Below are 24336 nucleotides of genomic sequence, written 5' to 3'. Positions count from 1 at the left end.
GCTGTCTAGCCTTTCATTGCATCAATCTTCGTCGGGTGTACTACGGATTTCGTAGGCGTTAGCACCGTGTTCCGGGTCTGACTCGCTCGCCCGGCCCTCCTGGGGGTCCTGCGCCTCCTCACCCAGCATGCGCTCGGCGGTGCTGCGGTGCAGTCGGGCGGCGGCGCTGTCGCCGAGGTGGTCCAGGGTGTCGGCGAGCCGCAGTTGCAGGGCCGCCTGCAGCCGCACGTCCTCGGCGCGGCGCGCCCACTCCACCGCCTCCTGGCAGGTGCGCAGCGAATCCTCGGGCCGTCCGGCGTACTCCTGGACCCGCGCCAGCTCGCTCAACGCCCGCGCCTGCGCGGCGACATCGCCCGCCTTGCGGTAGCCGACGACGGCCGCGCGCCAGCCCCTGAGCGCCTCGCCGTAGCGGCCCGCGTAGGTGTGGGCGGTGGCGATCCGGCCGTAGAGCCGGGCGGCGTCCGCCCGCTCGTCGCGGGCCAGCCGCTCGGCGAGGGCCCGCCCGAACCAGTCGGCGGCCCGGTCGTGGTCCCCCAGCTCCTGGTGCGCGCCGCCTACGGATTCCATCGCGCGGCCGGTCGCATACGGGTCGTTCGCCTCCCGCGCGGCGTCCAGCGCGGCCCGGTAGCGGACCAGCGCCTCGGCCGTGCGGCCGGTCCGGGCGTCCAGGTCGCCGAGGTTCAGCAGCGCGGCGGCCCGCTCCCTGGGCAGGTTCCGGCGCTCGGCGACATCGAGCACGAGGCCGTGGATGCCGTACAGATCAGCGGCGGCCGCCTGGGTGCCGAAGTGCGCCACCATGGCCCTGACCAGCTGGGACATCAGCCGGCGAGCGAGCGTGTCCAGCTCACCGTCGGCGACCGCGAGCCGCGCGGCGGCCAGCAGCGCGGTCCGGCGGATGCGCAGCCAGTCGGCGGCGGCCCGCGGTGTCGGGAAGCGCAGGGTGCGGGGCAGGCCCTGGAGCTTCGCGCGGACCTCGGGGTTGTCCGTCTCGGTGATCGCCCGGCAGGAGTGGAGCAGGCGCACGGTCCGCTCCAGCATCCGGGCCCGGGCCAGTTGCAGCTCGCCCGGCCGGTGCTGGGCCTCGGCGAGGGCGCGCAGCAGGGGGTGGAGGCAGCCGGGGACCTCGTACTGCGGCAGCGGGGAGGCCACCGCGCGCAGCAGGCCGAGCGCGACGAAGTCGTCGAGGGTGGTGTGGGCGGCGCCGACCGAACAGCCGGCCAGGGCGGAGGCGGTGTGCGGGTCGACCAGGCCCGCGGGGGCCAGGCTGAGCAGTCGCAGTATCCGGGCCGCGGGCCCGGGCAGGGACTCGTGGACGAGCCGGAACACCCGGCCGAGCGGAGTCTGCTCGTCACTCTCCGCATGCAGGCGCTTGGCCAGGTCGGCGACGGCCGCCTGGGGGCGGGCGGCGAGCCAGCCGCCGGCCAGGGTGAGGGCGGTGGGCTGGGCCTGGCACGCCTCGACGAGGTCCTCGGCGGAGCGCGGGTCGACGGTGATGCGCACCGAGCCGGTGTACCGGGTCAGCAGGTCCAGGGCCGACTTGGTGTCGAGCCCGCCCACGGTGCACGGGCGGACGTCCGCGATCCCGGTCAGCGGGCCCTGGGAGACGGCGACGACCAGGCACTCCGGGCTGTCCGGGAGCAGCATGTCGACCTGCTCGGCGCTGCTCGCGTCGTCGAGCAGGAGCAGCACCCGGCGCCCGGCCAGGGCCTCGCGCAGATCGGCGGTCAGATCGTCCTCGGCGGCGCCGGGCGGGGTGGGCAGCCCGAGCACGGTCAGCAGGTCGCGGGCGGCGCGCTCGACCGGGACGGGGGTGCCGTCGGGCTCGCCGAGCCGGGCGCGCAGCACGCCGTCGGGGTAACGGTCGGCGACCTGCCGGGCCAGCTCGCCGGCCAGCGCGCTGCGGCCGGAGCCCGGCCGGCCCGCGACCAGGAGCACCCGGGCGCGGGGGGCCTTGCGCCCGGCGATGGTGTCGAGCCCCGCGCGCTCGATGTCGGCGCGCAGTTCCTTCAACTCCCTTGTACGGCCCAGGAACTGGCCTTCCGCGGTCGGGGGTCCAAACAGCTGCACGCCGCCGGTGTCCACCGCCTGATCCGTCACGGGCCACACTCCCGTCCCACCGCACGCACGGTCCGCCGGGACTCCGGTCCGGGCGCCGCGCCTTCTCTTCGGCTCATCCGCGAGGAGCCTAGTTCACGCTCTGCGACGATCCGGGCGGAGCGCGGCGGGTGGGTCGCCCGATCGCATCAGGCGATCGTCACACCGGTGGTGGGGTGGCCGGACTCAGGAGGCGAAGGGGCGCGCGGGCCAGGGCGCGTCGGCCGGGCGCAGCGCGTCGAGACCGCCGCCGGCCCGGGCGGCGACCAGCGAGAAGACACCCACCACGAGGCAGTTGTTGTGCAGCTCCCCGGCCAGCACACCGCGCACCAGCTCGTCGACGGGCACGCGCGCGTACTCCAGGTCGATCTCCTCGTCCTCGACGGCGAAGCGCTCGCCGTCCGCCTCGGACAGGTTCCGGGCCAGGAAGACCCGTACGGCCTCGTCACAGCCGCCCGCGGTGGTGTACACGTCGGTCAGCACACGCCAGTCCTCGGCCTTGACGTGCGCTTCCTCGTACAGCTCGCGCTGGGCCGCGGACAGCGGGTTCTCGCCGGGCACGTCGAGCAGTCCCGCCGGGATCTCCCACAGCTTCTGCCGGACCGGGTGCCGGTACTGGCGGATGACCAGGACCCGGTCCTCCTCGTCGAGGGCGAGCACGCCCACGGAGCCGGGGTGGACCTGGTAGTCGCGGCGGACCACCGCGCCGTCGGGCATGACCACCTCGTCCGTGCGGACGGAGGTCTTGTTCCCCACGAAGGGAGTCTCGGTCGCCCGGATCTCCCATTCCTCCGGGGTGTCCTTGATCGTCATGCCCTGTCCTTCCGCGTGCACACGAGAAACCGGGGCGCCCACCTGTGCGGGGGCGCACCCCGGCCACCGTACCGCCGGTGTGTTACTCGGAATCACGCTCCGCCCCGACCGCCCGCCGCACCGCCGCCTGCACGAGGCCGGCGAACAGCGGGTGCGGGCGGGTCGGGCGCGAGCGCAGCTCCGGGTGCGCCTGCGTGGCGACCAGATAAGGGTGCACATCGCGCGGGTACTCGACGTACTCGACGAGCTTGCCGTCCGGCGACGTCCCGGAGAACACGATGCCCGCCTTCTTCTCCAGCTCCGCGCGGTAGGCGTTGTTGACCTCGTAGCGGTGCCGGTGGCGCTCCTCGACGTACTCCTTGCCGTCGTAGACCTCGCGCACGATCGAGCCCTCGGCCAGCTTCGCCGGGTACATGCCCAGGCGCATGGTGCCGCCCATGTCGCCCTCGCCTGCGACGATGTCGAGCTGTTCGGCCATGGTGGAGATGACCGGGTGGGCGGTGGCGGAGTCGAACTCGGTCGAGTTGGCGTCCGGGATGTCGGCCAGGTCGCGCGCGGCCTCGATCACGATGCACTGCAGGCCGAGGCAGAGGCCGAGCAGCGGGATCCGGTTCTCGCGGGCGTAGCGGATCGCGCCGACCTTGCCGAGCACGCCGCGGTCGCCGAAGCCGCCCGGGATGCAGATGCCGTCGACGTCGGCGAGCTGCGCCTGGGCGCCGGCCGGGGTCTTGCAGTCGTCCGAGGTGACCCACTTGATCTTCACGCGGGCCCGGTTGGCGAAGCCGCCCGCGCGCAGCGCCTCGGTGACCGAGAGGTAGGCGTCGGGCAGGTCGATGTACTTGCCGACCAGCGCCAGGGTGACCTCGTGCTCGGGGTTGTGGACGCGGTCCAGCAGGTCGTCCCAGGTCGTCCAGTCCACATCGCGGAACGGCAGGTCCAGCTTGCGGACGACATAGGCGTCCAGGCCCTCGGTGTGCACGACCTTCGGGATGTCGTAGATCGAACGGGCGTCGGGGCAGGCGACCACGGCGGCCTCGTCGACGTCGCACATCAGCGAGATCTTGCGCTTGATCGCGGTGGGCACCTCGCGGTCGCAGCGCAGCACGATCGCGTCGGGCTGGATGCCGATGTTGCGCAGGGCGGCGACCGAGTGCTGGGTCGGCTTGGTCTTCAGCTCGCCGGACGGACCGATGTAGGGCAGCAGCGAGATGTGCACCACGAAGACGTTGTCCCGGCCCACCTCGTGCCGCACCTGGCGGACGGTCTCCAGGAACGGCAGCGACTCGATGTCGCCGACGGTGCCGCCCACCTCGGTGATCACGACGTCCACCTCGTCGGTGGCCATGCGCCGGATGCGGTGCTTGATCTCGTTGGTGATGTGCGGGATGACCTGCACGGTGTCGCCCAGGTACTCGCCGCGCCGCTCCTTGGCGATCACGGTCGAGTAGACCTGCCCGGTGGTGACATTGGCGCTGCCGTCCAAGTCACGGTCGAGGAAGCGCTCGTAGTGCCCGATGTCCAGGTCGGTCTCGGCGCCGTCGTTGGTGACGAACACCTCACCGTGCTGGAACGGGTTCATCGTGCCCGGGTCGACGTTCAGGTACGGGTCGAGCTTCTGCATCACGACGCGCAGCCCCCGGGCCTTGAGGAGCATGCCCAGGCTGGAGGCGGTGAGGCCCTTGCCGAGCGAGGAGGCGACACCCCCGGTGACGAAGATGTGCTTGGTCGTCGTGGATTTGGGCAGCATGGCCAAGAGGGGGCTCCCGTGGTCGCGGTCTGGAGTGCGGTGCGGCTCCTGGTCCGGAGACTTCCGGGGTGCCGTCGCTGCGGTTCGGGGGACCCCTTCTGTTGCATTTGCTGCATTTCGCTCGGGGGCGCCCACCGGTCCACGGGCTACCAGGGTATCAGCGCCGCAAGGAGATGGCTTCCGGCCACGCTCCGCGCACACGTCGACACGGGCACGCACTGCTTACCCGCTTCTCACCCATTGCTCACTCGTTCGGCCCACACAGGTTGCCCGGAGCGGCACGCAGATCATCTACGTGCGTCGTATCCTGCTCGGACACTCGCTGCCGAGCCCGGCCGGCAAGACGGCACACCCCCGCCCGTATCCACCGGAACAACGAGAGCTCGTCAGTTCGTTGAGTTGTGATCGTCGTTTTGCCTCAGGGCCGAGCGGCTGATTTGCTTCAACACTCAACGACGCTTAACAACGAACCCCTTGACCGCAATTAGCGACAACCCCGTTCCGGGGTGACGTGGCCGTTCGACTGGAGTTGCACGTGGCCGGGCGCATCGAAGATTACGCACTCATCGGAGACATGCAGACCGCGGCGCTGGTCTGCCGGGACGGCACAGTGGACTGGCTGTGCCTGCCCCGCTTCGACTCACATGCCATCTTCGCCGGTCTGCTGGGCACCGAGGAGCACGGATTCTGGCGGCTCGGCCCCGCCCACGCGGCCGACGCGCAGCCGCCCACGGCCGCCCGGCGCACCTACCGCGGCGACTCACTGATCCTGGAGTCCGAGTGGGACACCCCGCGCGGCACGGTCCGCGTGACGGATTTCATGCCCCCGCGTGACGGCGCCCCGCAGCTGATCAGGATCGTCGAGGGCGTCACCGGCCGGGTGCCGATGCGCTCCGCCCTGCGGATGCGCTTCTCCTACGGCCGGGTCGTGCCCTGGGTGCACAAGCACGACGGGCGCACGGTCGCGGTCGCCGGCCCGGACTCGGTGTGGTTCGACACCACCGCGGAGACCTACGGCAAGTCGCTCACGACCTACGCCGACTTCACGGTCGCCCCCGGCGACCGGATCGCGTTCACCATCTCCTGGCAGCCCTCGCACCGGGAGCCGCCCGGGCTGCCCGAGCCGGAGCAGTCGCTGGAGGCGACCGAGGAGTTCTGGCGCGAATGGGTCGAGCACTGCACGTACCACGGGCCGTACCGCGAGGCCGTGATCCGCTCCCTGATCACGCTGAAGGCCCTGACCTACGCCCCCACGGGCGGCATCGTCGCCGCGCCCACCACGTCCCTGCCCGAGGACATCGGCGGCGTACGCAACTGGGACTACCGCTACACCTGGCTGCGGGACGCGGCGATCACCCTGTCCTCGCTGCTGCGCACCGGCTACCGCGAGGAGGCCCGCGCCTGGCGCGAGTGGCTGCTGCGGGCGGTGGCCGGCGACCCGGAGAACCTGCAGATCATGTACGGCATCGCGGGCGAGCGCGAGCTGGGCGAGGCGGAGCTGGACTGGCTGCCCGGCTACGAGAAGTCCGCCCCGGTCCGGGTCGGCAACGGCGCCGCGCACCAGCTCCAGCTCGACGTGTACGGCGAGGTCACCGAGGCCCTGCACCTGGCCCACATGACGGGCCTGGCCCGCAACGACTACGCGTCGCTGCTCCAGCTGAAGCTGATCCGCTACCTGGAGGACCACTGGGACGAGCCGGACGAGGGCATCTGGGAGGTGCGCGGCCCGCGCCGCCACTTCGTGCACTCCAAGGTGATGGCCTGGGTCGCGGTGGACCGCACCATCAAGCTGATCGAGTCCGGCGACGCGGACGGCCCGCTGGAGCGGTGGCGCGAACTGCGCGACGACATCCACCGGGACGTGTGCGAGAAGGGCTACGACAAGGAGCGCAACACCTTCACCCAGTCCTACGGCTCCAAGGAGCTGGACGCCTCCCTGCTGCTGATCCCGCAGATGGGCTTCCTGCCGCCGGACGACAAGCGGGTGATCGGCACCATCGAGGCGATCCAGCGGGAGCTGTCCACTCCGGACGGCTTCATCCTGCGCTACCCCACCGAGGGCGACCGCAAGGGCGTCGACGGCCTCCCCGGGGACGAGGGCGCCTTCCTCGCCTGCTCGTTCTGGATGGCGGACGACCTCGCGATGATCGGACGCGTGGACGAGGCCCGCAAGCTGTTCGAGAAGCTGCTGTCGCTGCGCAACGACCTCGGTCTGCTCGCCGAGGAGTGGGACCCGACCCGCAAGCGCCAGGTCGGCAACTTCCCACAGGCCTTCAGCCACGTCCCGCTGATCGACACGGCCCTGCGCCTGACGGCCTCGGGCGCCTACGGCGGCTGACCCCCACCGATCACCCGGCCCGCCCTAGGCTGGAAGCACAGTCTGCCCCCCTCGGGAAAGGGGCGGCCATGGGAATCCGCTCGACGGCGGGCACGGCCCTCACCGCGTTGCGCGCGGATCTCGCCGGCGACGTGTTCGCCCCGGGAGACGCCGGCTACGACGCGGCCCGTGCCGTGTTCAACGCCGCGGTCGACCGGCGGCCGGCGGTGATCGCGCGGTGCGCGGACGCGGCGGACGTCGTCCGGGCCGTGCGCTTCGGCCGGGACCTGGACCTGCGCATCGCGGTGCGCGGCGGCGGGCACGCGGTGGCGGGCACGGCCCTGGGCGACGGGGCGCTCGTGGTCGATCTGCGGCGCATGCGCGGGGTGAGCGTGCGCCCCGGGGCGGCGACGGCCCGGGTCGAGGGCGGGGCCACCCTGCGCGACCTGGACCGGGCCACCCGGCCGTACGGCCTGGCGAGCAGCGGCGGGTGCGCCCCGGGCATCGGCGTCGGCGGCTTCGTGCTGGGCGGCGGCACCGGCCGGCTGGACCGCGCCTTCGGGCTCGCCGTCGACGACCTGCTCGGCGTGGAGCTGGTGACCGCCGACGCCGAGCGGGTGCGGGCCGGCGCCGACGAGAACCCCGAGCTGTTCTGGGCGCTGCACGGCGGCGGCGGCAACTTCGGCATCGCCACCGCGCTCACCCTGCGCCTGCACCCGCTGCCCGAGTTCTCCCTCGCCCTGGTCGTGTGCCGGCCGGACCGCGGCCGCGATCTGGTGCGCGCCTTCCGCGAGGTCATCGCCGCCGGTCCCGACGCGGCGGGCGGCGCCGTCCTGTACACCACCGGCACACCCGCGCCGTTCCTGCCAAAGCGCCTGGCCGGGCGGCTGGTGTGCGCGGCGCTGCTGACGTACGCGGGCGGCCCGGCCGGGCTGCGCCGGCTCGCCGCGCCGCTGCTCGTGCTGCCCCACGAGGCGGAGTTCGCCGGGGCGGTGCCGTACGCCGACGCCCCCTACCTGCCCGCCGCGCCGCCCGGACTGCGCACCCACGGGTCGGCGGAGTGCCTCGCGGGCCTGCCCGACGACCTGGTGGACGTCTTCTGCGCCCGCGCGCTGACCATGCCGGAGCCGACCGGCAGCCGGTACGTGCTCGTCCCGCGGGGCGGCGCAGGCGCCGCGGGACCCGCCGACCGTCCGGTGGCCCACCGGCACGCGCCCTGGCTGGTGCACCCCTTCGCGATGTGGGCGGGCCCGGCCGGTGACGAGCGGGCCGCGGCCTGGGTCAAGGACGCCCGTGCCGACGTCCGGCCGTGGCGGACCGGGGCCGTGTGCCTCACCCTGATCGGCGACGAGGGGCCCGAGCGCGTACGGGCGGGGCTTGGCGTCGGGAACACCCTGCGCCTGGCGAAGGTCAAGCGGCGCCACGACCCGGACAACGTGTTCCGCTTCAACCACAACATCAAGCCGGTGTAGCCGGGACCGGAGATGTCCTGAACGGGTTCACGCAGGTAGCGTCCGCTGCATGGACAGCGGTACGGACAGCGGTACGGGCAGCGGATCGGCCACGCGGGGCGGCGGGATCACCGTTCAGCGGGCACTCGAACTGCCCGGGCTGCGCAGCGGGCTCCCGGAGATCCTGGCGGGCGCCGACCGGCTGGGGCGCACGGTCCGCTGGGTGCACGCGGGCGAAGTGCCCAACATCGCCTCCCTGCTCAAGGGCGGGGAGCTGCTGCTCACCACGGGCTACGGCCTCGGCGCCCGCCCCGCCGAGCAGCGCGCGTTCGTACGCACCCTCGCCGAGCGTGGCATCGCCGCCCTGGTGGTGGAGCTGGGCCCGCGCTTCACCCGGCTGCCCGCCGCCCTGGTCGACAGCGCCCGCGGCGCCGGGCTGCCGCTCGTGCAGCTGCACCGCGAGGTGCCGTTCGTGACGGTCACCGAGGAGATCCACACCGAGATCGTCAACGGCCACTACGCCCTGCTCCAGCGGGCGGAGGAGGTGCACCGGCGCTGCACCCAGGCGCTGTTGGACGGTGGCGGGGTGCCGCAGGTACTGGAGATCCTGGCCGGCTTCGGCGGCAACCCGGTCTTCCTCGAGACCGCCGACGGCCTGCTCCTGTACGCGGCCGGGGCCGGACCCGAGGGCGCGGACCCGCTGCAGGTGTGGGAGGGGCTGCGCGGCCAGCACAGGGATGCCCCGCCGCCCGCCGGTTCGGTGCTGGTGGACGTGCCGGGGGGCGGCCCGGGTCCAGGGTCGGTACGCGCCCGGCTCGTACTGCTGCCGGTCCGCGCGCCTCTGGCGCCCGTGCACCGCATGGCCGCCGAGCAGGCCGCGGGCATCCTGGCCGTCGTGCTGATGCAGGCCCGCCAGGAGGAGGAACTGGCGGCGCGTGGCCGGGGCGACTTCCTGAGCGACCTCGCCGAGGGCCGGATCGCCGCCGAGGACGCGCCCGCGCAGGCCCGGGTGCTGGGCTTCAAGCCGGGCGGCAGCCCGCTGCTGCCGGTGGTGATGCGGCTCGGCGAGACCCTGACGCCGGGCGGGGGCACCGCCCGTACCGGCGGGGCCCGGAGCGGTGACTGGGCCGTCCTGGCCCGCGCGGTCGCGGAGGAGCTGGCCTCCCTCGGCATGCCGGTGCTGCTGGGTGTGCGGCCGGTCGAGGGCCGGGTCCCGCTGCTGCTGGGGCTGCGCTCGGAGGCGGAGCGCTCGACGGTCGCGGACCGGGTCGCGGCGGCGCTGCGGGCCGGGGTGGAGCGTGCGGGCATGCACCGGCCCGGCGCCCGGCCGCCCGTGGTGGTGGTCGCGGCGGCCGGCGGCTGGGCGTCCGCGTCGGCCGGGCTGCGGCACGCGGCGGAGGCGGCGACGGCGGCGCAGGGCCTCGCGGACCGCCCCTGGTACGACGCGCGCCGGCTGGACATCGACCTCCTGCTGTGGCGGCTGCGCGACCATCCGGACCTGGCGGCCTTCGTGGACCGGGCGATCGGCCCGCTGCGCGACCACGACCGCCGCTCCAAGCCGCCGCTGCTGCCCACGCTGGAGACCTATCTGGCGCATGCGGGCCGCAAGGCCGAGACCGCCCGCGAGCTGCACCTCAACCGGCAGACCCTGTACAACCGCCTCGCCCGCATCGGGGAGTTGCTGGGCACCGACCTGGACGACCCGCAGACCGTACTGGCCTTGAGCCTGGCCCTGCGAGCGCGCCGACACGTGCCTTGACGGACGCTCAGGCCATGGGTCTGGGCTGGGTCAACTCGTCGTAGACACTGAGGACTTGGGTGACCGTCTCGTCCTCGGTGGGCCAGCCCGCGGCCTGCCGTACGCCCTTGTCCCTGAGCCGCTCGCAGTGCTCGGGGTCGCCGAGCAGCCGGACGACCGCGGCGGCGAGCGCCTCCGGGTCGCCGTACGGGACGAGTTCGGCCGCGTCGCCGACCAGGTCGGGGATGCCGCCGACGGCGGTCGCGACGAGCGGCACGCCCGCGTGCAGCGCCTCCTGGGCGAGCACGGAGCGGGACTCCCAACTGCTGCACACCAGCGCGATGTCGGCGGCGCCGAGCAGTTCGTCCGTGTCCTCACTGCGGCCGATGAGCCGGACCGGCAGCTCCTCGTCCTCGATCCGGCGCGTCAACTCGCCGCGCAGCGGGCCCTCGCCCGCGATGACGAGCAGCGGCAGGGGGTCGAGGCCGCGCCAGGCACGCGCCGCGTCCAGGAGCACGTCGTATCCGCGGTGCCGGTCAAGGGAGCCGACGGCGACGAGCAACGGGCGGCCGAGAGCACCGAGTTCGGCCCGCACCTTGGGGCGCACCGGGTCGGGGCCGACGGGCTCGGCGGACCGGCGCGGCCGGGGCAGCGACACCCCGGCGAGCCGGGCGTCCCGGGCGCCGGCCCTGCGGGCCAGGTCCACCAGGTCGGACGAGGTGCCGAGCACCACGGCGGCGGCCCGCGCCACCCGGCGCTCCAGCAGTCGCACCAGATGCGCGCGGGCGCCCTCGGCCTGCACCCGGTCGTGCCAGGTGACGACGAACGGGGTACGGCGTCCGGCGAGCGCCAGCACGGTGCGGAAGGAGGCGTGCAGCCCGTGCGCGTGCACCAGGTCGGCATCGGTGCAGGCGGCGCGCAGCGCGGCGACGGACGCCGGGTCGCTGCTGCGCGGGACATGGACGTGGTCGGCGCCGACACCGGTGAAGTCGTAGGCGCGATCGGCCTCGGCGGGGGCGCACACCGTGACCCGCACGCCCCGCGCGACCAGCCCCGCGGCCAGCGAACGCACGTGCGCGCTGCTGCCGGCATTGCCCCCGCCCAGCACCTGGACGGTGCGCAGCGGCGACTGTCCGTGCGGTGCGGTGCTGCTCACGGGGCTCACGTGGCCGGGGCTCCTGATTCGGCGTGGGGCGGGCACGAAGAAACGTACAGAAGGTATCGGGTGGAGGGGATGTTCCGCGCGCGCCTCCCGCGCGCACCGCGTTCCCTGCCAAGGATGCCAGCACAGTGCGGTGTTGCGGGAACTCAGGGGAGGCGCGGAGCGCGAAGTACCGGAGCAATGCGCCGGAGTGCGTCACCCACACGAGTGAAAACCCGGAGAGCCGAGCGAACACCCGTCCAGGCCGGCCGGGCCGTCCGGTCAGCCCCGGCCGACGGGTCCGCCGAGGGTGCGCGCCCAGGCGGTGCCCCGGTCCCCGTGCACGGCCGCCGTCACCACGGCGGCGGCGTGCGCCACCAGTCCCGCGCGTCGGCGTCCCGCAGCGCAGCCGGATGCGCCCGGAAACCGCGGCGGGGGTCACCGGCCCCGGCGAGGTCGTCGTAGGCACCGCAGGCCCCGGCGGCGAACACGGCGGCTCCGGCGGCGGGGTGGACACGCGCCGGACCCGCGTACAGCCAGCGGTGCGCCCGGCGTGGTCGGTCCGCTCCCGGCGCTGTCTGCCGCGCGGCGCCGTGGCGCGTGTCCGCCCCGCCGTTATCCGTCGGCCCGGGCCGTGGCCAGCAGTTCCTCCGCGTGTGCCCGGGCCGTCTCGGAGTCCTCCTGGCCGGCCAGCATCCGGGACAGCTCGCGGATGCGGTCCTCGCCCTCCAGCACCTTCACGCCGGACCGGGTCACCGAGCCGTCGTTGGTCTTCTCGACGAGCAACTGCCGGTCGGCGAAGGCGGCCACCTGCGGCAGGTGGGTGACGACCACGACCTGCGCGGACTTCGCGAGCCTGGCCAGCCGGCGCCCGATCTCCACCGCGGCCTTGCCTCCGACACCGGCGTCGACCTCGTCGAAGAGGTAGGTCGGCACCGGGTCCGTGCCCGCGAAGACGACCTCCACGGCGAGCATCACGCGCGACAGCTCACCGCCGGACGCCCCCTTGGCGATGGGCCGGGGCGGCGCACCCGGGTGCGGGGCGAGCAGCAGCTCCACCTCGTCCACGCCCGACGGCCCGTAACCGACCGCGCGCCCGCCGACCTCGACACCCTCCGGGTCCTCGGTCTGCCGGATGGCGAAGGAGACGCGCGCGTGCGGCATGGCGAGCGAGGCCAGCTCGGCGGTCACGGCGGCGGCGAACCGCTCGGCGGCCTCCGTGCGCGCGTCCGTCAGCGCCTGTGCGAGACCGCCCAGTTCACGGCGCAGCGCGTCCCGTTCGGCGGTCAGCTCGTCGATCCGCTCGTCGTCGCCGTCGAGTTCGGTCAGCCGCGCGGCCCCATGCTCGGCCCAGGCGAGCACGGAGTCGATGCCGTCGCCGTACTTGCGCGTCAGGGCGCCCAGCGCGGCCCTGCGCTCCTCCACGGCCGCGAGCCGCAGCGGATCGGCGTCCAGGTCGTCGGCGTACCCGGCCAGCTCGCCCGCCACATCGCCGAGCAGGATCCCGATCTCGCCGATCCGGTCGGCGAGCGAGGCCAGCGCCGGGTCGTGGGAGCGGACGGCCTCCAGGGCGCGGTGCGCGCCCGCGACGAGGGTCGCCGCGTCGATGCCCTCGGGGTCCTCGGGGTTGCCCGCGAGGGCGGCGTGCGCGGCGGTCGCGGCCGAGGCCAGCGCCTCCGCGTGCCCGAGCCGCTCCGCCTCCTCCGCGAGTTCCACGTCCTCGCCCGACCGCGGCTCGACACCGGCGATCTCGTCGAGCCCAAAACGCAGCATGTCGGCTTCCTGGGCGCGCTCACGCGCGCGCGTGACGATCTCCTCCAGCTCGACGGCGACCGCCCGCAGCCGCCGGTAGGCCTCCGTGTACTTGGTGAGCGGCCCGGCGACCGCGTCGCCCGCGTACCGGTCAAGCGCCTGCCGCTGCCGGCCCAGCTTCAGCAGCCCCTGCTGGTCGGTCTGCCCGTGCACGGCCACCAGCTCGTCGGCCAGCTCGGCCAGCACCCCGACGGGTACGCTGCGCCCGCCGAGGTGCGCCCGTGAGCGTCCCTCGGCGGACACGGTACGGCTGATGAGCAGCGCCCCGTCGTCCAGTTCGGCCCCGGCCTCCGCGGCGCGCACGGCGGCGGACGCGTCCGCGGGGACCGTCACCCGCCCCTCGACCACGGCCTTCTCGGCCCCGATCCGTACGAGCGCCGGATCCGCGCGCCCGCCGAGCAGCAGCCCCAGGCTGGTGACCACCATCGTCTTGCCGGCACCCGTCTCACCGGTGACGGCGGTGAACCCGGGCGACAGCTCGACGACCGCGTCGTCGATGACTCCGAGCGACCGTATCCGCATCTCCTCCAACACGGACACGACCATACGAGGTCCGGACGGAGAAGTGCGAAGGCCCCCACCCCCATCGTGTGAAGGCGCAGGTGACGATTGCGCATCACCGACGCCCGTCACCCACACGAGTCCCGCGCCGGACCGGAGCGCCCGAAGGGGCGCGGGGAACTGCGCGCCCAGCCACAAGGCAGCCGCAGACAGACGACAACGCGACACCACCCCACCCAGCGGAGCGCTAGCGCGCACCCCGCCAGCCGGAGACCGGCAGCGCGAACTTGGCCACCAGCCGGTCGGTGAACGAGGCGTGGTGCAGCCGGGCCAGCCGCACCGGCACCGCGCCCCGGCGCACCTCGACCCGGGCCCCGGGCGGCAGTTCGATGGTCCGCCGCCCGTCGCACCAGAGCACCCCGGGCTGGATGTGCGGCAGGACCTCCACCGCGAGCACCGAATCCGGCGAGGTCACCAGCGGCTTCGCGAACAGCGCGTGCGCGGAGATCGGCACCATGAGCAGCGCCTCCACCTCGGGCCACACCACGGGCCCGCCGGCCGAGAAGGCGTACGCGGTCGACCCGGTGGGCGTCGACAGCACGATCCCGTCGCACCCGAAGCCCGTCACCGGCCGCCCGTCGATCTCCAGCACGACCTCCAGCAGCTTCTCGGCCGACATCTTCTGCACGGCGGCCTCGTTCAGCGCCCAGTCGGTGTGCACGATGTCCCCGTTGCGGTGCACGACGACGTCGACGGTCATCCGCTCCTCGACCTCGTACGCCTTGCTCACCACCCGGTCCACGACCTTGTCGAGGTCGTCCCGCTCGGCCTCCGCGAGGAAGCCGACGCTGCCGAGGTTGACGCCGAGCATCGGCACCCCGGAGGCCCGCGCGAACTCCGCGCCGCGCAGCAGCGTCCCGTCTCCGCCGAGGACGATCAGCAGCTCGCAGCCGTCGAGGCACTGCGGGGTCGCCTCCTTGACCAGTTCGACCTCCTCCGGCAGCGGCAGGTCGACCGCCTCGTGCTCCAGCACCCGCACCCCGATGCCGGATCGCAGCAGTCCCTTGACCACCAGTTCGGCGCTGCGGATCGCCGCGGGCCGCCCGGTGTGGGCGAGCAGGAAAACAGTACGAGCGTGGTTGTGTGTCAACGCGGCCCCTCCGCCACTGCACGGTCAACGTCGGCCGGGTCCAGTTCCGGTGCCCCGGCCCGCAGCCAGAGAAAGTACTCGACATTGCCGGACGGCCCGGGCAGCGGGCTGGCGGTGACCCCGCGGGCGCCGAGCCCCAGCTCCCACGCCCTCGCGGCCACGCCCCGCACGGCCTCGGCCCGCAGTTGCGGGCTGCGCACGACTCCCCCGCTGCCCAGCCGCTCCTTGCCCACCTCGAACTGCGGCTTGACCATCATCACCAGGTCGGCGTCCGGCGTCACGCACCGCTTCAGGGCGGGCAGCACCAGCCCGAGCGGGATGAAGGACAGATCCCCCACGACAAGATCCACAGGCTCCCCATCGATCGCTTCAAGCGTCAACTCTCGTACGTTCGTACGGTCCTTGACCGTGACGCGTTCATCGTTGCGGAGAGACCAGGCGAGTTGTCCGTATCCGACGTCGACGGCGAGGACGTGCGCGGCCCCGGCCCGGAGCAGGACATCGGTGAAACCGCCGGTGGACGCGCCGGCGTCCAGCGCCCGCCGGCCCTCGACGACGAGCCCCCGCGGCACGAAGGCCGCCAGGGCTCCGGCGAGCTTGTGGCCGCCCCGGGAGACATACTCCGGATCGCTGCCGTCGGCGGTGACGACGATCGCCGCGGCGGTCTCGACCTGGGTGGCGGACTTGGTCGCGACGGTCTTGCCGACGGACACCCGCCCGGCGGCGATCAGCTGGCCGGCGTGCTCGCGCGAGCGCGCGAGCTTGCGGCGGACCAGCTCCGCGTCGAGACGGCGGCGTGCGACTCCTGCCACGTTCGGTTCAGCTCCTGACTTCGTACGACGGCCTCGGGGGCGCCGGCGGACCCGGGCGGGCGTCGAGCGCGGTGAGCGCGTCACGCAGCCCCCTGTGTACATCCTCGTACACCTCGACATGTCCGTCGGTGGCGAGGTGGTCGGCGTCGGCCAGCCGCTCCAGGCCCGCGTCGACGTCGGCGTCGCCGGTGGGGGTGCGCGGGACGCCCAGCGGGGCCGGGGCCGGGTCGGGCTCGGGGGCGCCGACGGGCCACCCGGGTGCGTGCGCGGGCCCGCGGCCGTCCTCGGGCTCGTACGAGGTCTCGTGCCGGGTTCCGGCCGGGGGCTGCGGTGCCGGGACCGGCGCGTCCGCCCGGGCCCCGCTCTCGGGCACAGTGTCGCTCATGCCCAGACGCTACCCCGAAGCGCTGGGGTACCGTCGGTCGCGATGGCCACGATCGAGGAGTGCCGCGCGGCACTCGAAAAACTTTCGGACAACATGCAGTCGGCCGAGGGCGACGTCCGCGACGCCGCGGCCCTGGACCGCTCGGTGAGCTGTCACATCACCGACCTGGACGTCACCTTCACGGGCCGGATGACCGACGGCCGGATCAAGATCGACGACACCCTCCAGGGGCCACCGCTCGCGAAGGCGCAGATCAGACTCGCCATGGCGGGTGAGGACCTGGTCTCCCTGGTCGACGGCGAGCTGAACTTCGCCAGGGCCTGGGGCTCGGGCCGGGTGAAGCTGGAGGCAAACCTGCTCGACCTGTTCCGCCTGCGAAAGCTCCTCTAGTAGCTGAAGGTGACGACAGGGGCTACTTCGCGTCGCCGGCCGGTACGCGGGCGCGTGCCTTGCGGGCCGCCGGTACCACCAGCGGGGTGCCCGTCTCCGGGTCGTCGATGACCTGGCAGCGCAGCCCGAAGACCTCCTCGACCAGGTCGGCGGTGACCACGTCGTCGGGCGCGCCCTCGGCGACGATCCGGCCGGCCCGCAGGGCGATGAGATGGGTGGCGTACCGGGCGGCGTGGTTCAGGTCGTGCAGCACGGCGACCAGGGTGCGGCCCTGCTGCTCGTGCAGTTCGGCGCACAGGTCGAGAACGTCTATCTGGTGCTGGATGTCCAGATAGGTGGTCGGCTCGTCGAGCAGCAGCAGCGGGGTCTGCTGGGCGAGCGCCATGGCGATCCACACCCGCTGCCGCTGACCGCCGGACAGCTCGTCGACATAGCGGTCGGCCAGTTCGGCGACGCCGGTCTGGGCCATGGACTCCTGTACGACCCGCTCGTCCTCGGCCGACCACTGGCGCAGGATCCCCTGGTGCGGATACCGGCCGCGGCCCACCAGATCGCCCACGGTGATCCCGTCGGGCGCGATCGACGACTGGGGCAGCAGGCCCAGGGTGCGCGCGACCTGCTTCGCGGGCATCGACTGGATGACCTGCCCGTCCAGGAGCACCCGGCCGGTGGCCGGCTTCAGCATCCGCGACAGCGCCCGCAGCAGGGTCGACTTGCCGCACGCGTTCGGGCCGACGATCACCGTGAAGGAGTTGTCGGGGATCTCCACCGACAACTGCTCGGCGATGACACGCTGGTCGTAGGCGAGGGTGACGTTCTCGGCGGACAGGCGGTTCACGGTGCTCCTTAGGGTGTTCTTGTGCGATGCGCCGCCGTTCTCGTGGACGCCGCTCATATCCGGCCCGCCTTGCGCTCGGTGACCAGCAGCCACAGCAGATAGACGCCGCCGAGGACGCCGGTGACCACACCGACGGGCAACTGGTCGGCGCCGAACACGCGCTGCGCGGCCCAGTCGGCGGTGACCAGCAGGGTGGCACCCATGCACAGGGCGGGCACCAGGTTGGGGCCCGGCGAGCGGGTCAGACGCCGGGCGAGCTGCGGCGCGGTGAGCGCCACGAAGCTGACGGGGCCCGCGGCGGCGGTCGCGCCCGCGGTCAGCAGCACGGCCGCCACCAGCATCAGCATCCGTACCCGCTCGACGCGCACCCCGAGGGCGTACGAGACGTCGTCGCCCATCTCCGTCATCCTGAGCCCCCGCGCGTTGGCGAGGACGACCGGTACGAGGACGGCGCACAGCCCGAGCAGCGGCCAGACCTGGGTCCAGTCACGGCCGTTGAGGGACCCCGTCATCCACACGACCGCGCGGGCGGCGTCCACCAGGTCGGCCTTGGTGAGCAGATAGCCGTTGACGGCGGTGACGATCGCGTTGACGCCGATGCCGACCAGGACCAGCCGGTATCCGTGCACGCCCCGCTTCCAGGCGAACAGATAGATGGCGAGCCCGGTGACCAGACCGCCGGCGAGCGCCCCGACGGTGACCGCGGCGGCGGACCCGGACATCAGCACGATCACGACGAGTGCGCCCGCCGTGGAGCCCTGCGAGAGGCCCAGCACGTCCGGGCTGCCCAGCGGGTTGCGCGACACGGACTGGAACAGGGCGCCGCCGAGCCCGAGCGAGGCGCCGACCAGCAGGCCGACCAGGACGCGCGGCAGCCGCAGTTCGTTGACGATGAACTCCTGGAACGCGGTGCCGTTCCCGGCCAGGGTGCGCACGACGTCGCCGGCCGGGATCGCGGCGTCGCCGGTGCCGATCAGCAGCACGCTCGCGGCCCCGGCGGCGATGAGCAGCAGGACGACCACGGTCAGGGCGCGCGGGTCCAGCCGCAGCGAGAGCCCTCCGGGGGCGCGCACGGCACGCACGGCGCGGCCCGCACGGCTCGTCTGATGGGTCTTCACAGCTGCGCCGTCCTCCGCCGTCGTACGAGAAAGATAAAGACCGGGCCGCCGATGATCGCGGTGACGATGCCGACCTGGAGTTCCGCGGGGCGCGCGACGATCCGTCCGAGGACATCGGCGCCGAGCAGCAGCACGGGCGACAGGACGGTCGCGTACGGCAGGATCCAGCGCAGGTCGGGGCCGGTGAACGAGCGCACGGCGTGCGGCACCATCAGGCCGACGAACACGATGGGCCCGCAGGCCGCGGTCGCGGCGCCGCACAGCACGGTCGCGGCGAGCATGGCCAGCGCGCGGGTGCGGTTGAGGTTGGCGCCGAGGGCACGGGCCGTGTCGTCGCCCATCGCCACGGCGTTCAGCGGCCGGGCGAGCAGCAGCGCGAGGACCGTGCCGGCCGCGAGGAACGGCAGGACCTGCACGATGGTCGAGCCGGTGGCCGAGGCCAGCGAACCCACCGTCCAGAAGCGCATCTTGCCCAGCGCGGCGTCGTCCGTGATCATCACGGCCTGGAGGTAGCCGTACAGGGCCGCGCTGATCGCCGTTCCGGCGAGCGCCAGCCGCACCGGGGTCGCGCCCCGGCTGCCGCCGAGGAACCACACCAGCGCGCCGACGGCGGCGGCGCCGACGAACGCGAACCACACATAACCGCTCAGGCTGGTGACGCCGAAGAAGGTCATGGCCGTGACGACCGCGGCGGACGCGCCCGCGTTGATGCCGAGCAGTCCGGGGTCGGCCAGCGGGTTGCGGGTGAGCGCCTGCAGCACGGCTCCGGAGAGACCGAGCGCGGCACCGACGAGCAGCCCGAGGATCGTGCGCGACAGCCGCTCGTCGACGACCACGTCGCCGTATGTGCCCGTATCGTGGAACAACCCGTGCCAGACCTGTTCCGGCGACAGCTCTTTCGCCCCGATCGCGATGCTCGCCAGGGCGACGAGCAGCAGGACCGCGACGGCGACGAGGAGCCCGAGGGCCCGCGCCGTACGGCGGGTCGGGGGCGCGGAGGCATGTTCCGCGCGTTCTTCGGGAGGACTGTCGACCAACACGGGGTTAGGTTAGCCTACCCTCGCATCGCATCTCGATGCCGAACCCGAGCCCCGGAACCGTCCGCGTCACAGTGCGAGCCGCGCCAGTGCCTTACCCCCGTCCAGCTCGCAGGAACCCTCGCCGGCCGCCGTCCAGGCCGCCGCGCACAGGGCGCGCAGCCCGTCGAGGGCCGCGCCGTCCCCGGTCAGCTCCAGCCGGCCGTCGGTGGCCGTCGCCGTCCAGCCCGCACAGCGAAAGCCCGCGCCGTCCTGGGCGACCTCCGGCTGTCCCGTGAGCAGACCGCGCAGGTCGGCGTCCACATAGGTGGGCCGGTGCCGGGGCGGCGCGGCGAGCAGTTGGGCCCCGTCGGTGACGCCCGTCAGCACGAGCAGCGAGTCGACGCCGCCGTTGAACGCGCCCTCGATGTCCGTGTCCAGCCGGTCCCCGACGACCAGCGGGCGCACCGCTCCGGTCCGCAGGATCGTCTCCCGGTGCATGGGCGGCAGCGGCTTGCCCGCCACCTGCGGCTCGGCGCCCGTGGCGATCCGTACGACCTCCACCGCCGCGCCGTTGCCCGGGGCGATACCGCGTCCGCTCGGAATCGTCAGATCCGTGTTGGAGGCGAACCACGGCACGCCCCGCGCGACGGCGTAGCACGCCTCCGCGAACCGGCCCCAGGCCAGGTCCGGCCCGCCGTACCCCTGCGCGACCGCCGCCGGATCGTCGTCCGCCGACTCCACCGGTCGCAGACCGCGCTCCCGCAGCGCCGACCGCAACCCCTCGCCGCCGACGACCAGCACCCGCGCGCCCGGCGGCAACTGCTCGCTGATCAGCCGCGCCACCGCCTGCGCGGAGGTGATGACGTCCTCGGCCCCCGCCGGGATCCCCAGCTCGGTCAGGTGCCCGGCCACCGTGTCCGGTGTGCGCAGCGCGTTGTTCGTGACATACGCCAGATGCATCCCGCCCGTGCGGGCCGCCGCCAGCGACTCGACCGCGTGCACGATGGCGTTCCCGCCCGCGTACACCACCCCGTCCAGGTCGAGCAGCGCCGTGTCGTACGCCTCGCTCAGGGGCTGTCCACTGCCCTCGGGCCTCGTCCTGACGCCCTGGCTCATTCCGCATCGCTCCTTGCTGCGCCGTTTTCCTCCGATCATCCCGCATGCCACCGACACACGTACGATGCCGGGATGAACACAGCAGGTCACCCGGAAGCGAAGACGCGCCGCGGCCTGGAACTCACCCCGTTCCGCGGCCTGCGCTACGACCCCGAACGGGTCGGAAGTCTGGCGGCCGTGACGTCCCCGCCGTACGACGTCGTGGTACGTCCGGACGGCTTGCGGCACCTCCAGTCGGCCGACCCCCACAACATCGTTCGGCTGATCCTTCCGCAGGCGGACACGCCCGCCGAGAGCAACAAGCAGGCGGCCGAGACCCTGCACCACTGGCTGGCCGAGGGCGTGCTGATCCCCGACCCCGAACCTGGTCTGTACGTCTACGAGCAGCGCGACGGCGACGGCATGCTCCAGCGCGGCATCATCGGCGCCCTGCGCCTGTCGGAACCGGCCGAGGGCGTCGTGCTGCCGCACGAGGAGGTCATGCCGCCCGTCGTCGCGGACCGTGCCGCGCTGATGCGGGCCACCTCCGCCAACCTCGAACCCCTGCTGCTGACCTACCACGGCAACGGCGCCGCGGCCGATGTCGTGGAACACACCGTCGAGCGCACCCCGCTGCTCGCCACGACGACCGAGGACGGCTTCCGCCACCTCCTGTGGTCGGTCACCGACCCCGAGGACGTGGCCCGCGTACAGACCGACCTCGCCCGCCACCAGGCCCTGATCGCCGACGGCCACCACCGCTGGGCCACCTGTCTGCGGCTTCGCACGGAGCATCCGTCGCCCAGCCCCTGGGACTACGGTCTGGTCCTCCTGGTGGACACGGCCCGCTATCCGCTGCGCGTCCGCGCCATCCACCGCCTGCTGCACGGGCTGCCGGTGGCGGACGCGCTGTCCGCTCTGGACGGGCTCTTCCGGGTACGCCACCTGGCGACACCGCTGCCGGACGCCCTGGCGGCCCTGGCCGAGGCGGCGGGCGCCGGCAACGCCTTCCTGCTCGCCGGCGACGGCGCCTTCCACCTCGTCGACCGCCCGGACCCCGGCCTGCTGGCCCGTACCGTCCCCGCCGACCGTCCCGCGGCCTGGCGCAGCCTCGACGCGACGGTCCTGCACGCCACGCTCCTCGACCACGTCTGGCGCATCCCCGAGGACTCCCCGGCGCACATCGCCTACATCCACGACACGGCCGCCACCGTCGCCAAGGCGGAACGCGACGGCGGTACGGCGGTCTTGATGCACCCGGTCCACGAGGACGTCGTACGCGATCTGGCCCGCCAGGGCGTGACGATGCCCCGCAAATCGACGTCGTTCGGCCCGAAGCCGGCGTCGGGCCTGGTGCTGCGGATGCTGGACCGCTGACCGACAACAGGACCTCTGAGACGACAGAAGGGGCAGGCCCGGAACCGGACCTGCCCCGTTCGACGGCGTACGTCAGTCCTTGTCGCCGTCGCCTTCCTGGGTGTCCTTCGCCGAGGCGTCGCGCGGCCCCTCGGCGGTGGCGCCGTCCTTGACGTCGTCTTCCTCGACGCCCGCCTCGTCGTCCAGCACGTCGACGAACTCCACGCCGTCCAGCTCGGCCAGCCGGTCGGAGGCATCCGTGCTGCCGTCCCGGTCGGCCTCGACGGCCTTGGCGAACCACTCGCGGGCCTCGCCCTCCCGCCCGGCGGCGAGCAGCGCGTCCGCGTAGGCGTACCGCAGACGCGCGGTCCACGGCTGCACGGAGTTGGAGGCCAGCTCGGGGCTCTGCAGCGTCACGATGGCCGCGTCCAGCTGGCCCATGTCACGCCGGGCGCCGGCCGCGACGAGCCGCATCTCGACCTGCCCGGCCTTGTCCAGCTTGTGCACCTCAGGGGCACCGGCCATGTCGAGCGCCTTCTCCGGCCGGCCAAGACCGCGCTCGCAGTCGGCCATCACGGGCCACAGGTCGACATTCCCTGTCATCCGCCGCGCGGCCCGGAACTCGGCGAGCGCCTCCGCGTACTTCTGGTTGGCGTACGCCGCGAACCCGGCCGCCTCCCGTACGGCGGCGACGCGCGACGCCAGACGCAGGGCCACCTTGGAGTAGCCGTATGCGCCCTCGGGGTCCTCGTCGAGTAGCCGGGCCACCATCACGAGGTTCCTGGCGACGTCCTCGGCGAGCGTCTTGGGCAGGCTCTGCAGCTCCTGCCGTACGTCCTTGTCGATCTCGTCGCCCGTGACGTCCTCCGGGATCGGCAGCCGCTTGATCGGCTCGCGGTCCCGGTCGCGCTCACGGTCCTCACGGAAGCGCCCACCGCCACCGCGCCGGTCGTCCCGCCCGCGGAATCCACCACCGGGACGGCCACCACGATCGTCCCGCCGGAAACCCTGGCCGCGATCGTCGCGCCGGTCATCCCGGCGGTCATCCCGGCGATCGTCGCGACGGAAACCACCGCGTTCACCACGGTCGCCGCGGTCATCACGCCGGAAGTCCCGCCGATCGTCACGGCGGTCCTCACGACGGTCGTCCCGGCGGTCGTCACGCCCGCGGAATCCGCCACGGTCACCACGATCGCCGCGGTCGTCCCGGCGGAAACCACGGTCGCGATCGTCCCGGCGGTCATCACGGCGGAAGTCGGGACGGTCACCACCACGCCGATCGTCACGACGGAACTCAGGCCGGTCACCGCCACGCCGCTCATCACGACGGAAGTCGGGACGGTCGCCACCACGCCGATCGTCACGACGGAAGTCAGGGCGGTCACCGCCACGCCGCTCATCACGACGGAAGTCGGGACGGTCGCCACCACGCCGATCGTCACGGCGGAAGTCGGGACGGTCACCGCCACGCCGATCGTCACGACGGAAGTCAGGGCGGTCACCACCGCGACGGTCATCACGACGGAAGTCGGGACGGTCGCCACCGCGACGGTCATCACGGCGGAAGTCGGGACGGTCACCGCCACGCCGGTCATCACGACGGTCGTCCCGCTGGAAGCCTCGGTCCCGGTCGTCACGGCCACGGAACCCTCCGCGGTCGCCCCGGTCACCCCGGTAGTCGCCCCGCTGCTCACCGCGGCTGTCGTCACGCCGGAATCCACCGCGCTCGCCGTGGTCATCGCGACGGAAACCACGGTCGCGATCGCCGCCGCGGTCGTCACGGCCACGGTGCCCACCGCGGTCGTCGCGGCGGGGATACCCGCCGTACCCGCCGCGATCGCCACGGTCGTCGTCCCGCCGCTCGCCCCGGTGGTCGCGGTCATCACGGCGATACGACGGTCGATCGCCGTCGCGCCGGAAACCACGGTCCCGGTCCCGGTCGCCGCCACGGTCGTCACGGCGTACGTAACTGCCGCGCTCGCCCCGGTCGTTGCCGCGAGACGGGCCCCCGCGGTAGCCGCCACGGTCACGGTCACCACTGTCCCGTCGCCGCTGATCGCGCTCCGGTCGGTCGTCGGGAGAGTTGGTGGACATCGGTGACTCCTGTCTTCAGTACCGCAAGTCATTCTCGCGCAGTCGGACGTGTCCGGCACGCTTCGGAAAAACAAAAAGGACCCCTGGTCCCAGCTGAACGCTGGTGACCAGGGGTCCTACAAAGATTGTTCGGCGGTGTCCTACTCTCCCACAGGGTCCCCCCTGCAGTACCATCGGCGCTGTAAGGCTTAGCTTCCGGGTTCGGAATGTAACCGGGCGTTTCCCTCACGCTATGACCACCGAAACCCTAATGGTTTCGAGCGAACAAGCACACTCTTCAGTTGTCTGTTCCAGCTCTTCTACTCGAAGCCGGCAAACCGTTCGTTGCCTCAGAACTTACACAGTGGACGCGAGCAACTGAGGACAAGCCCTCGGCCTATTAGTACCGGTCACCTCCACACGTTACCGTGCTTCCAGATCCGGCCTATCAACCCAGTCGTCTACTGGGAGCCTTACCCCATCAAG

At 73.2% G+C, this 24336-nt stretch carries 20 protein-coding genes and 2 rRNA genes; 5 read left to right on the top strand and 17 right to left on the bottom strand.

Going from position 1 to position 24336, the window contains the following annotated elements; all coding sequences use genetic code 11:
* Positions 1-21: 21 nt before the first annotated feature.
* The 3 genes from CTZ28_RS05610 to CTZ28_RS05600 all read right to left on the bottom strand — a co-directional run bounded on the left by CTZ28_RS05610 (position 22) and on the right by CTZ28_RS05600 (position 4654).
* Positions 22-2097: a tetratricopeptide repeat protein gene (locus CTZ28_RS05610; RefSeq protein WP_121888132.1), complete on the bottom strand. Its 2076-nt coding sequence runs from the start codon at positions 2095-2097 to the stop codon at positions 22-24.
* Positions 2098-2280: 183 nt separating this feature from the next.
* A complete protein-coding gene (locus CTZ28_RS05605; protein ID WP_121888131.1) occupies positions 2281-2907 on the bottom strand; it encodes an NUDIX domain-containing protein in 627 nt (208 codons plus the stop codon).
* An 82-nt stretch (positions 2908-2989) separates the two neighbouring features.
* Complete coding sequence (locus CTZ28_RS05600; RefSeq protein ID WP_121888130.1) at positions 2990-4654, bottom strand: CTP synthase; 1665 nt, start codon at positions 4652-4654, stop codon at positions 2990-2992.
* Between the two features lie 535 nt (positions 4655-5189).
* Here CTZ28_RS05600 and CTZ28_RS05595 point away from each other — a divergent pair.
* From CTZ28_RS05595 to CTZ28_RS05585, 3 genes are all read left to right on the top strand, one after another.
* Entirely contained in the window at positions 5190-6992 is a 1803-nt protein-coding gene (locus CTZ28_RS05595; RefSeq protein ID WP_183154291.1) for a glycoside hydrolase family 15 protein, read from the top strand.
* A 68-nt stretch (positions 6993-7060) separates the two neighbouring features.
* Positions 7061-8443 (top strand): FAD-binding oxidoreductase, encoded by a 1383-nt coding sequence (locus CTZ28_RS05590; protein WP_121888128.1) that lies wholly within the window; start codon positions 7061-7063, stop codon positions 8441-8443.
* 49 nt (positions 8444-8492) lie between these two features.
* Positions 8493-10181: a PucR family transcriptional regulator gene (locus CTZ28_RS05585; RefSeq protein ID WP_121888127.1), complete on the top strand. Its 1689-nt coding sequence runs from the start codon at positions 8493-8495 to the stop codon at positions 10179-10181.
* Positions 10182-10188: 7 nt separating this feature from the next.
* Here the strand turns inward: CTZ28_RS05585 and CTZ28_RS05580 are convergent, their stop codons facing one another.
* The 6 genes from CTZ28_RS05580 to CTZ28_RS05555 all read right to left on the bottom strand — a co-directional run bounded on the left by CTZ28_RS05580 (position 10189) and on the right by CTZ28_RS05555 (position 15961).
* Positions 10189-11325, bottom strand: coding sequence for a glycosyltransferase family 4 protein (locus CTZ28_RS05580; RefSeq protein WP_121888126.1), 1137 nt, complete (start codon positions 11323-11325; stop codon positions 10189-10191).
* Between the two features lie 329 nt (positions 11326-11654).
* Positions 11655-11792, bottom strand: a complete 138-nt coding sequence (locus CTZ28_RS49465) for a hypothetical protein (RefSeq protein ID WP_398655343.1) — start codon at positions 11790-11792, stop codon at positions 11655-11657.
* A gap of 124 nt (positions 11793-11916) precedes the next feature.
* Positions 11917-13659 carry a DNA repair protein RecN gene (gene recN, locus CTZ28_RS05570; protein ID WP_183154277.1) on the bottom strand — a complete coding sequence of 581 codons (1743 nt, stop codon included), beginning with the start codon at positions 13657-13659 and terminating at the stop codon, positions 11917-11919.
* A 202-nt stretch (positions 13660-13861) separates the two neighbouring features.
* Positions 13862-14764 (bottom strand): NAD kinase, encoded by a 903-nt coding sequence (locus tag CTZ28_RS05565; RefSeq protein WP_121888125.1) that lies wholly within the window; start codon positions 14762-14764, stop codon positions 13862-13864.
* Complete coding sequence (locus CTZ28_RS05560) at positions 14761-15576, bottom strand: TlyA family RNA methyltransferase (RefSeq protein ID WP_121888124.1); 816 nt, start codon at positions 15574-15576, stop codon at positions 14761-14763. The genes CTZ28_RS05565 and CTZ28_RS05560 overlap by 4 nt, the downstream gene beginning before the upstream one ends.
* Positions 15577-15583: 7 nt before the next feature.
* Positions 15584-15961 (bottom strand): hypothetical protein, encoded by a 378-nt coding sequence (locus tag CTZ28_RS05555; protein ID WP_121888123.1) that lies wholly within the window; start codon positions 15959-15961, stop codon positions 15584-15586.
* Between the two features lie 42 nt (positions 15962-16003).
* On the opposite strand from CTZ28_RS05555, the gene CTZ28_RS05550 reads away from it, so the two are divergent.
* Entirely contained in the window at positions 16004-16351 is a 348-nt protein-coding gene (locus CTZ28_RS05550; protein WP_121888122.1) for an SCP2 sterol-binding domain-containing protein, read from the top strand.
* Between the two features lie 22 nt (positions 16352-16373).
* On the opposite strand, the gene CTZ28_RS05545 is transcribed toward CTZ28_RS05550, so the two are convergent.
* The 4 genes from CTZ28_RS05545 to CTZ28_RS05530 form a co-directional block, all read right to left on the bottom strand.
* A complete protein-coding gene (locus CTZ28_RS05545; RefSeq protein ID WP_121888121.1) occupies positions 16374-17246 on the bottom strand; it encodes an ABC transporter ATP-binding protein in 873 nt (290 codons plus the stop codon).
* Entirely contained in the window at positions 17243-18307 is a 1065-nt protein-coding gene (locus CTZ28_RS05540) for a FecCD family ABC transporter permease (protein WP_121888120.1), read from the bottom strand. The genes CTZ28_RS05545 and CTZ28_RS05540 overlap by 4 nt, the downstream gene beginning before the upstream one ends.
* Complete coding sequence (locus tag CTZ28_RS05535) at positions 18304-19347, bottom strand: FecCD family ABC transporter permease (RefSeq protein WP_121888119.1); 1044 nt, start codon at positions 19345-19347, stop codon at positions 18304-18306. The genes CTZ28_RS05540 and CTZ28_RS05535 overlap by 4 nt, the downstream gene beginning before the upstream one ends.
* A 66-nt stretch (positions 19348-19413) precedes the next feature.
* Positions 19414-20442 (bottom strand): HAD hydrolase-like protein, encoded by a 1029-nt coding sequence (locus CTZ28_RS05530; RefSeq protein WP_121888118.1) that lies wholly within the window; start codon positions 20440-20442, stop codon positions 19414-19416.
* Between the two features lie 72 nt (positions 20443-20514).
* Here CTZ28_RS05530 and CTZ28_RS05525 point away from each other — a divergent pair, with 72 nt between their 5' ends.
* Positions 20515-21798, top strand: coding sequence for a DUF1015 domain-containing protein (locus CTZ28_RS05525; RefSeq protein WP_121888117.1), 1284 nt, complete (start codon positions 20515-20517; stop codon positions 21796-21798).
* 72 nt (positions 21799-21870) lie between these two features.
* Here CTZ28_RS05525 and CTZ28_RS47650 read toward each other — a convergent pair whose 3' ends face one another.
* The 4 genes from CTZ28_RS47650 to CTZ28_RS05510 all read right to left on the bottom strand — a co-directional run.
* On the bottom strand, positions 21871-22656 hold the full coding sequence (locus CTZ28_RS47650; protein ID WP_259471501.1) for a tetratricopeptide repeat protein: 786 nt from the start codon (positions 22654-22656) through the stop codon (positions 21871-21873).
* Positions 22548-23807, bottom strand: a complete 1260-nt coding sequence (locus CTZ28_RS05520; RefSeq protein WP_220795312.1) for a hypothetical protein — start codon at positions 23805-23807, stop codon at positions 22548-22550. Before CTZ28_RS05520 ends, CTZ28_RS47650 begins: the two co-directional genes overlap by 109 nt.
* A 191-nt stretch (positions 23808-23998) precedes the next feature.
* Positions 23999-24115, bottom strand: a 5S ribosomal RNA gene (gene rrf, locus CTZ28_RS05515).
* Between the two features lie 115 nt (positions 24116-24230).
* Positions 24231-24336 (bottom strand): 23S ribosomal RNA (locus tag CTZ28_RS05510); the annotation flags it as partial.

The organism is Streptomyces shenzhenensis (assembly GCF_003688995.1).
Lineage (GTDB): Bacteria > Actinomycetota > Actinomycetes > Streptomycetales > Streptomycetaceae > Streptomyces > Streptomyces shenzhenensis_A.
Note: the sequence above shows the minus strand (reverse complement) of the source record. Positions and strands in the feature narration are given on the sequence as shown.

Coding starts and splice junctions, on each gene's coding strand:
- CTZ28_RS05585 (WP_121888127.1), top strand. CDS start 8,493: ATGGACAGCGGTACGGACAGCGGTACGGGCAGCGGATCGGCCACGCGG.
- CTZ28_RS05530 (WP_121888118.1), bottom strand. CDS start 20,442: ATGAGCCAGGGCGTCAGGACGAGGCCCGAGGGCAGTGGACAGCCCCTG.
- CTZ28_RS05600 (WP_121888130.1), bottom strand. CDS start 4,654: ATGCTGCCCAAATCCACGACGACCAAGCACATCTTCGTCACCGGGGGT.
- CTZ28_RS05550 (WP_121888122.1), top strand. CDS start 16,004: ATGGCCACGATCGAGGAGTGCCGCGCGGCACTCGAAAAACTTTCGGAC.
- recN (WP_183154277.1), bottom strand. CDS start 13,659: ATGGTCGTGTCCGTGTTGGAGGAGATGCGGATACGGTCGCTCGGAGTC.
- CTZ28_RS05525 (WP_121888117.1), top strand. CDS start 20,515: ATGAACACAGCAGGTCACCCGGAAGCGAAGACGCGCCGCGGCCTGGAA.
- CTZ28_RS05545 (WP_121888121.1), bottom strand. CDS start 17,246: ATGAGCGGCGTCCACGAGAACGGCGGCGCATCGCACAAGAACACCCTA.
- CTZ28_RS05605 (WP_121888131.1), bottom strand. CDS start 2,907: ATGACGATCAAGGACACCCCGGAGGAATGGGAGATCCGGGCGACCGAG.
- CTZ28_RS05555 (WP_121888123.1), bottom strand. CDS start 15,961: ATGAGCGACACTGTGCCCGAGAGCGGGGCCCGGGCGGACGCGCCGGTC.
- CTZ28_RS05590 (WP_121888128.1), top strand. CDS start 7,061: ATGGGAATCCGCTCGACGGCGGGCACGGCCCTCACCGCGTTGCGCGCG.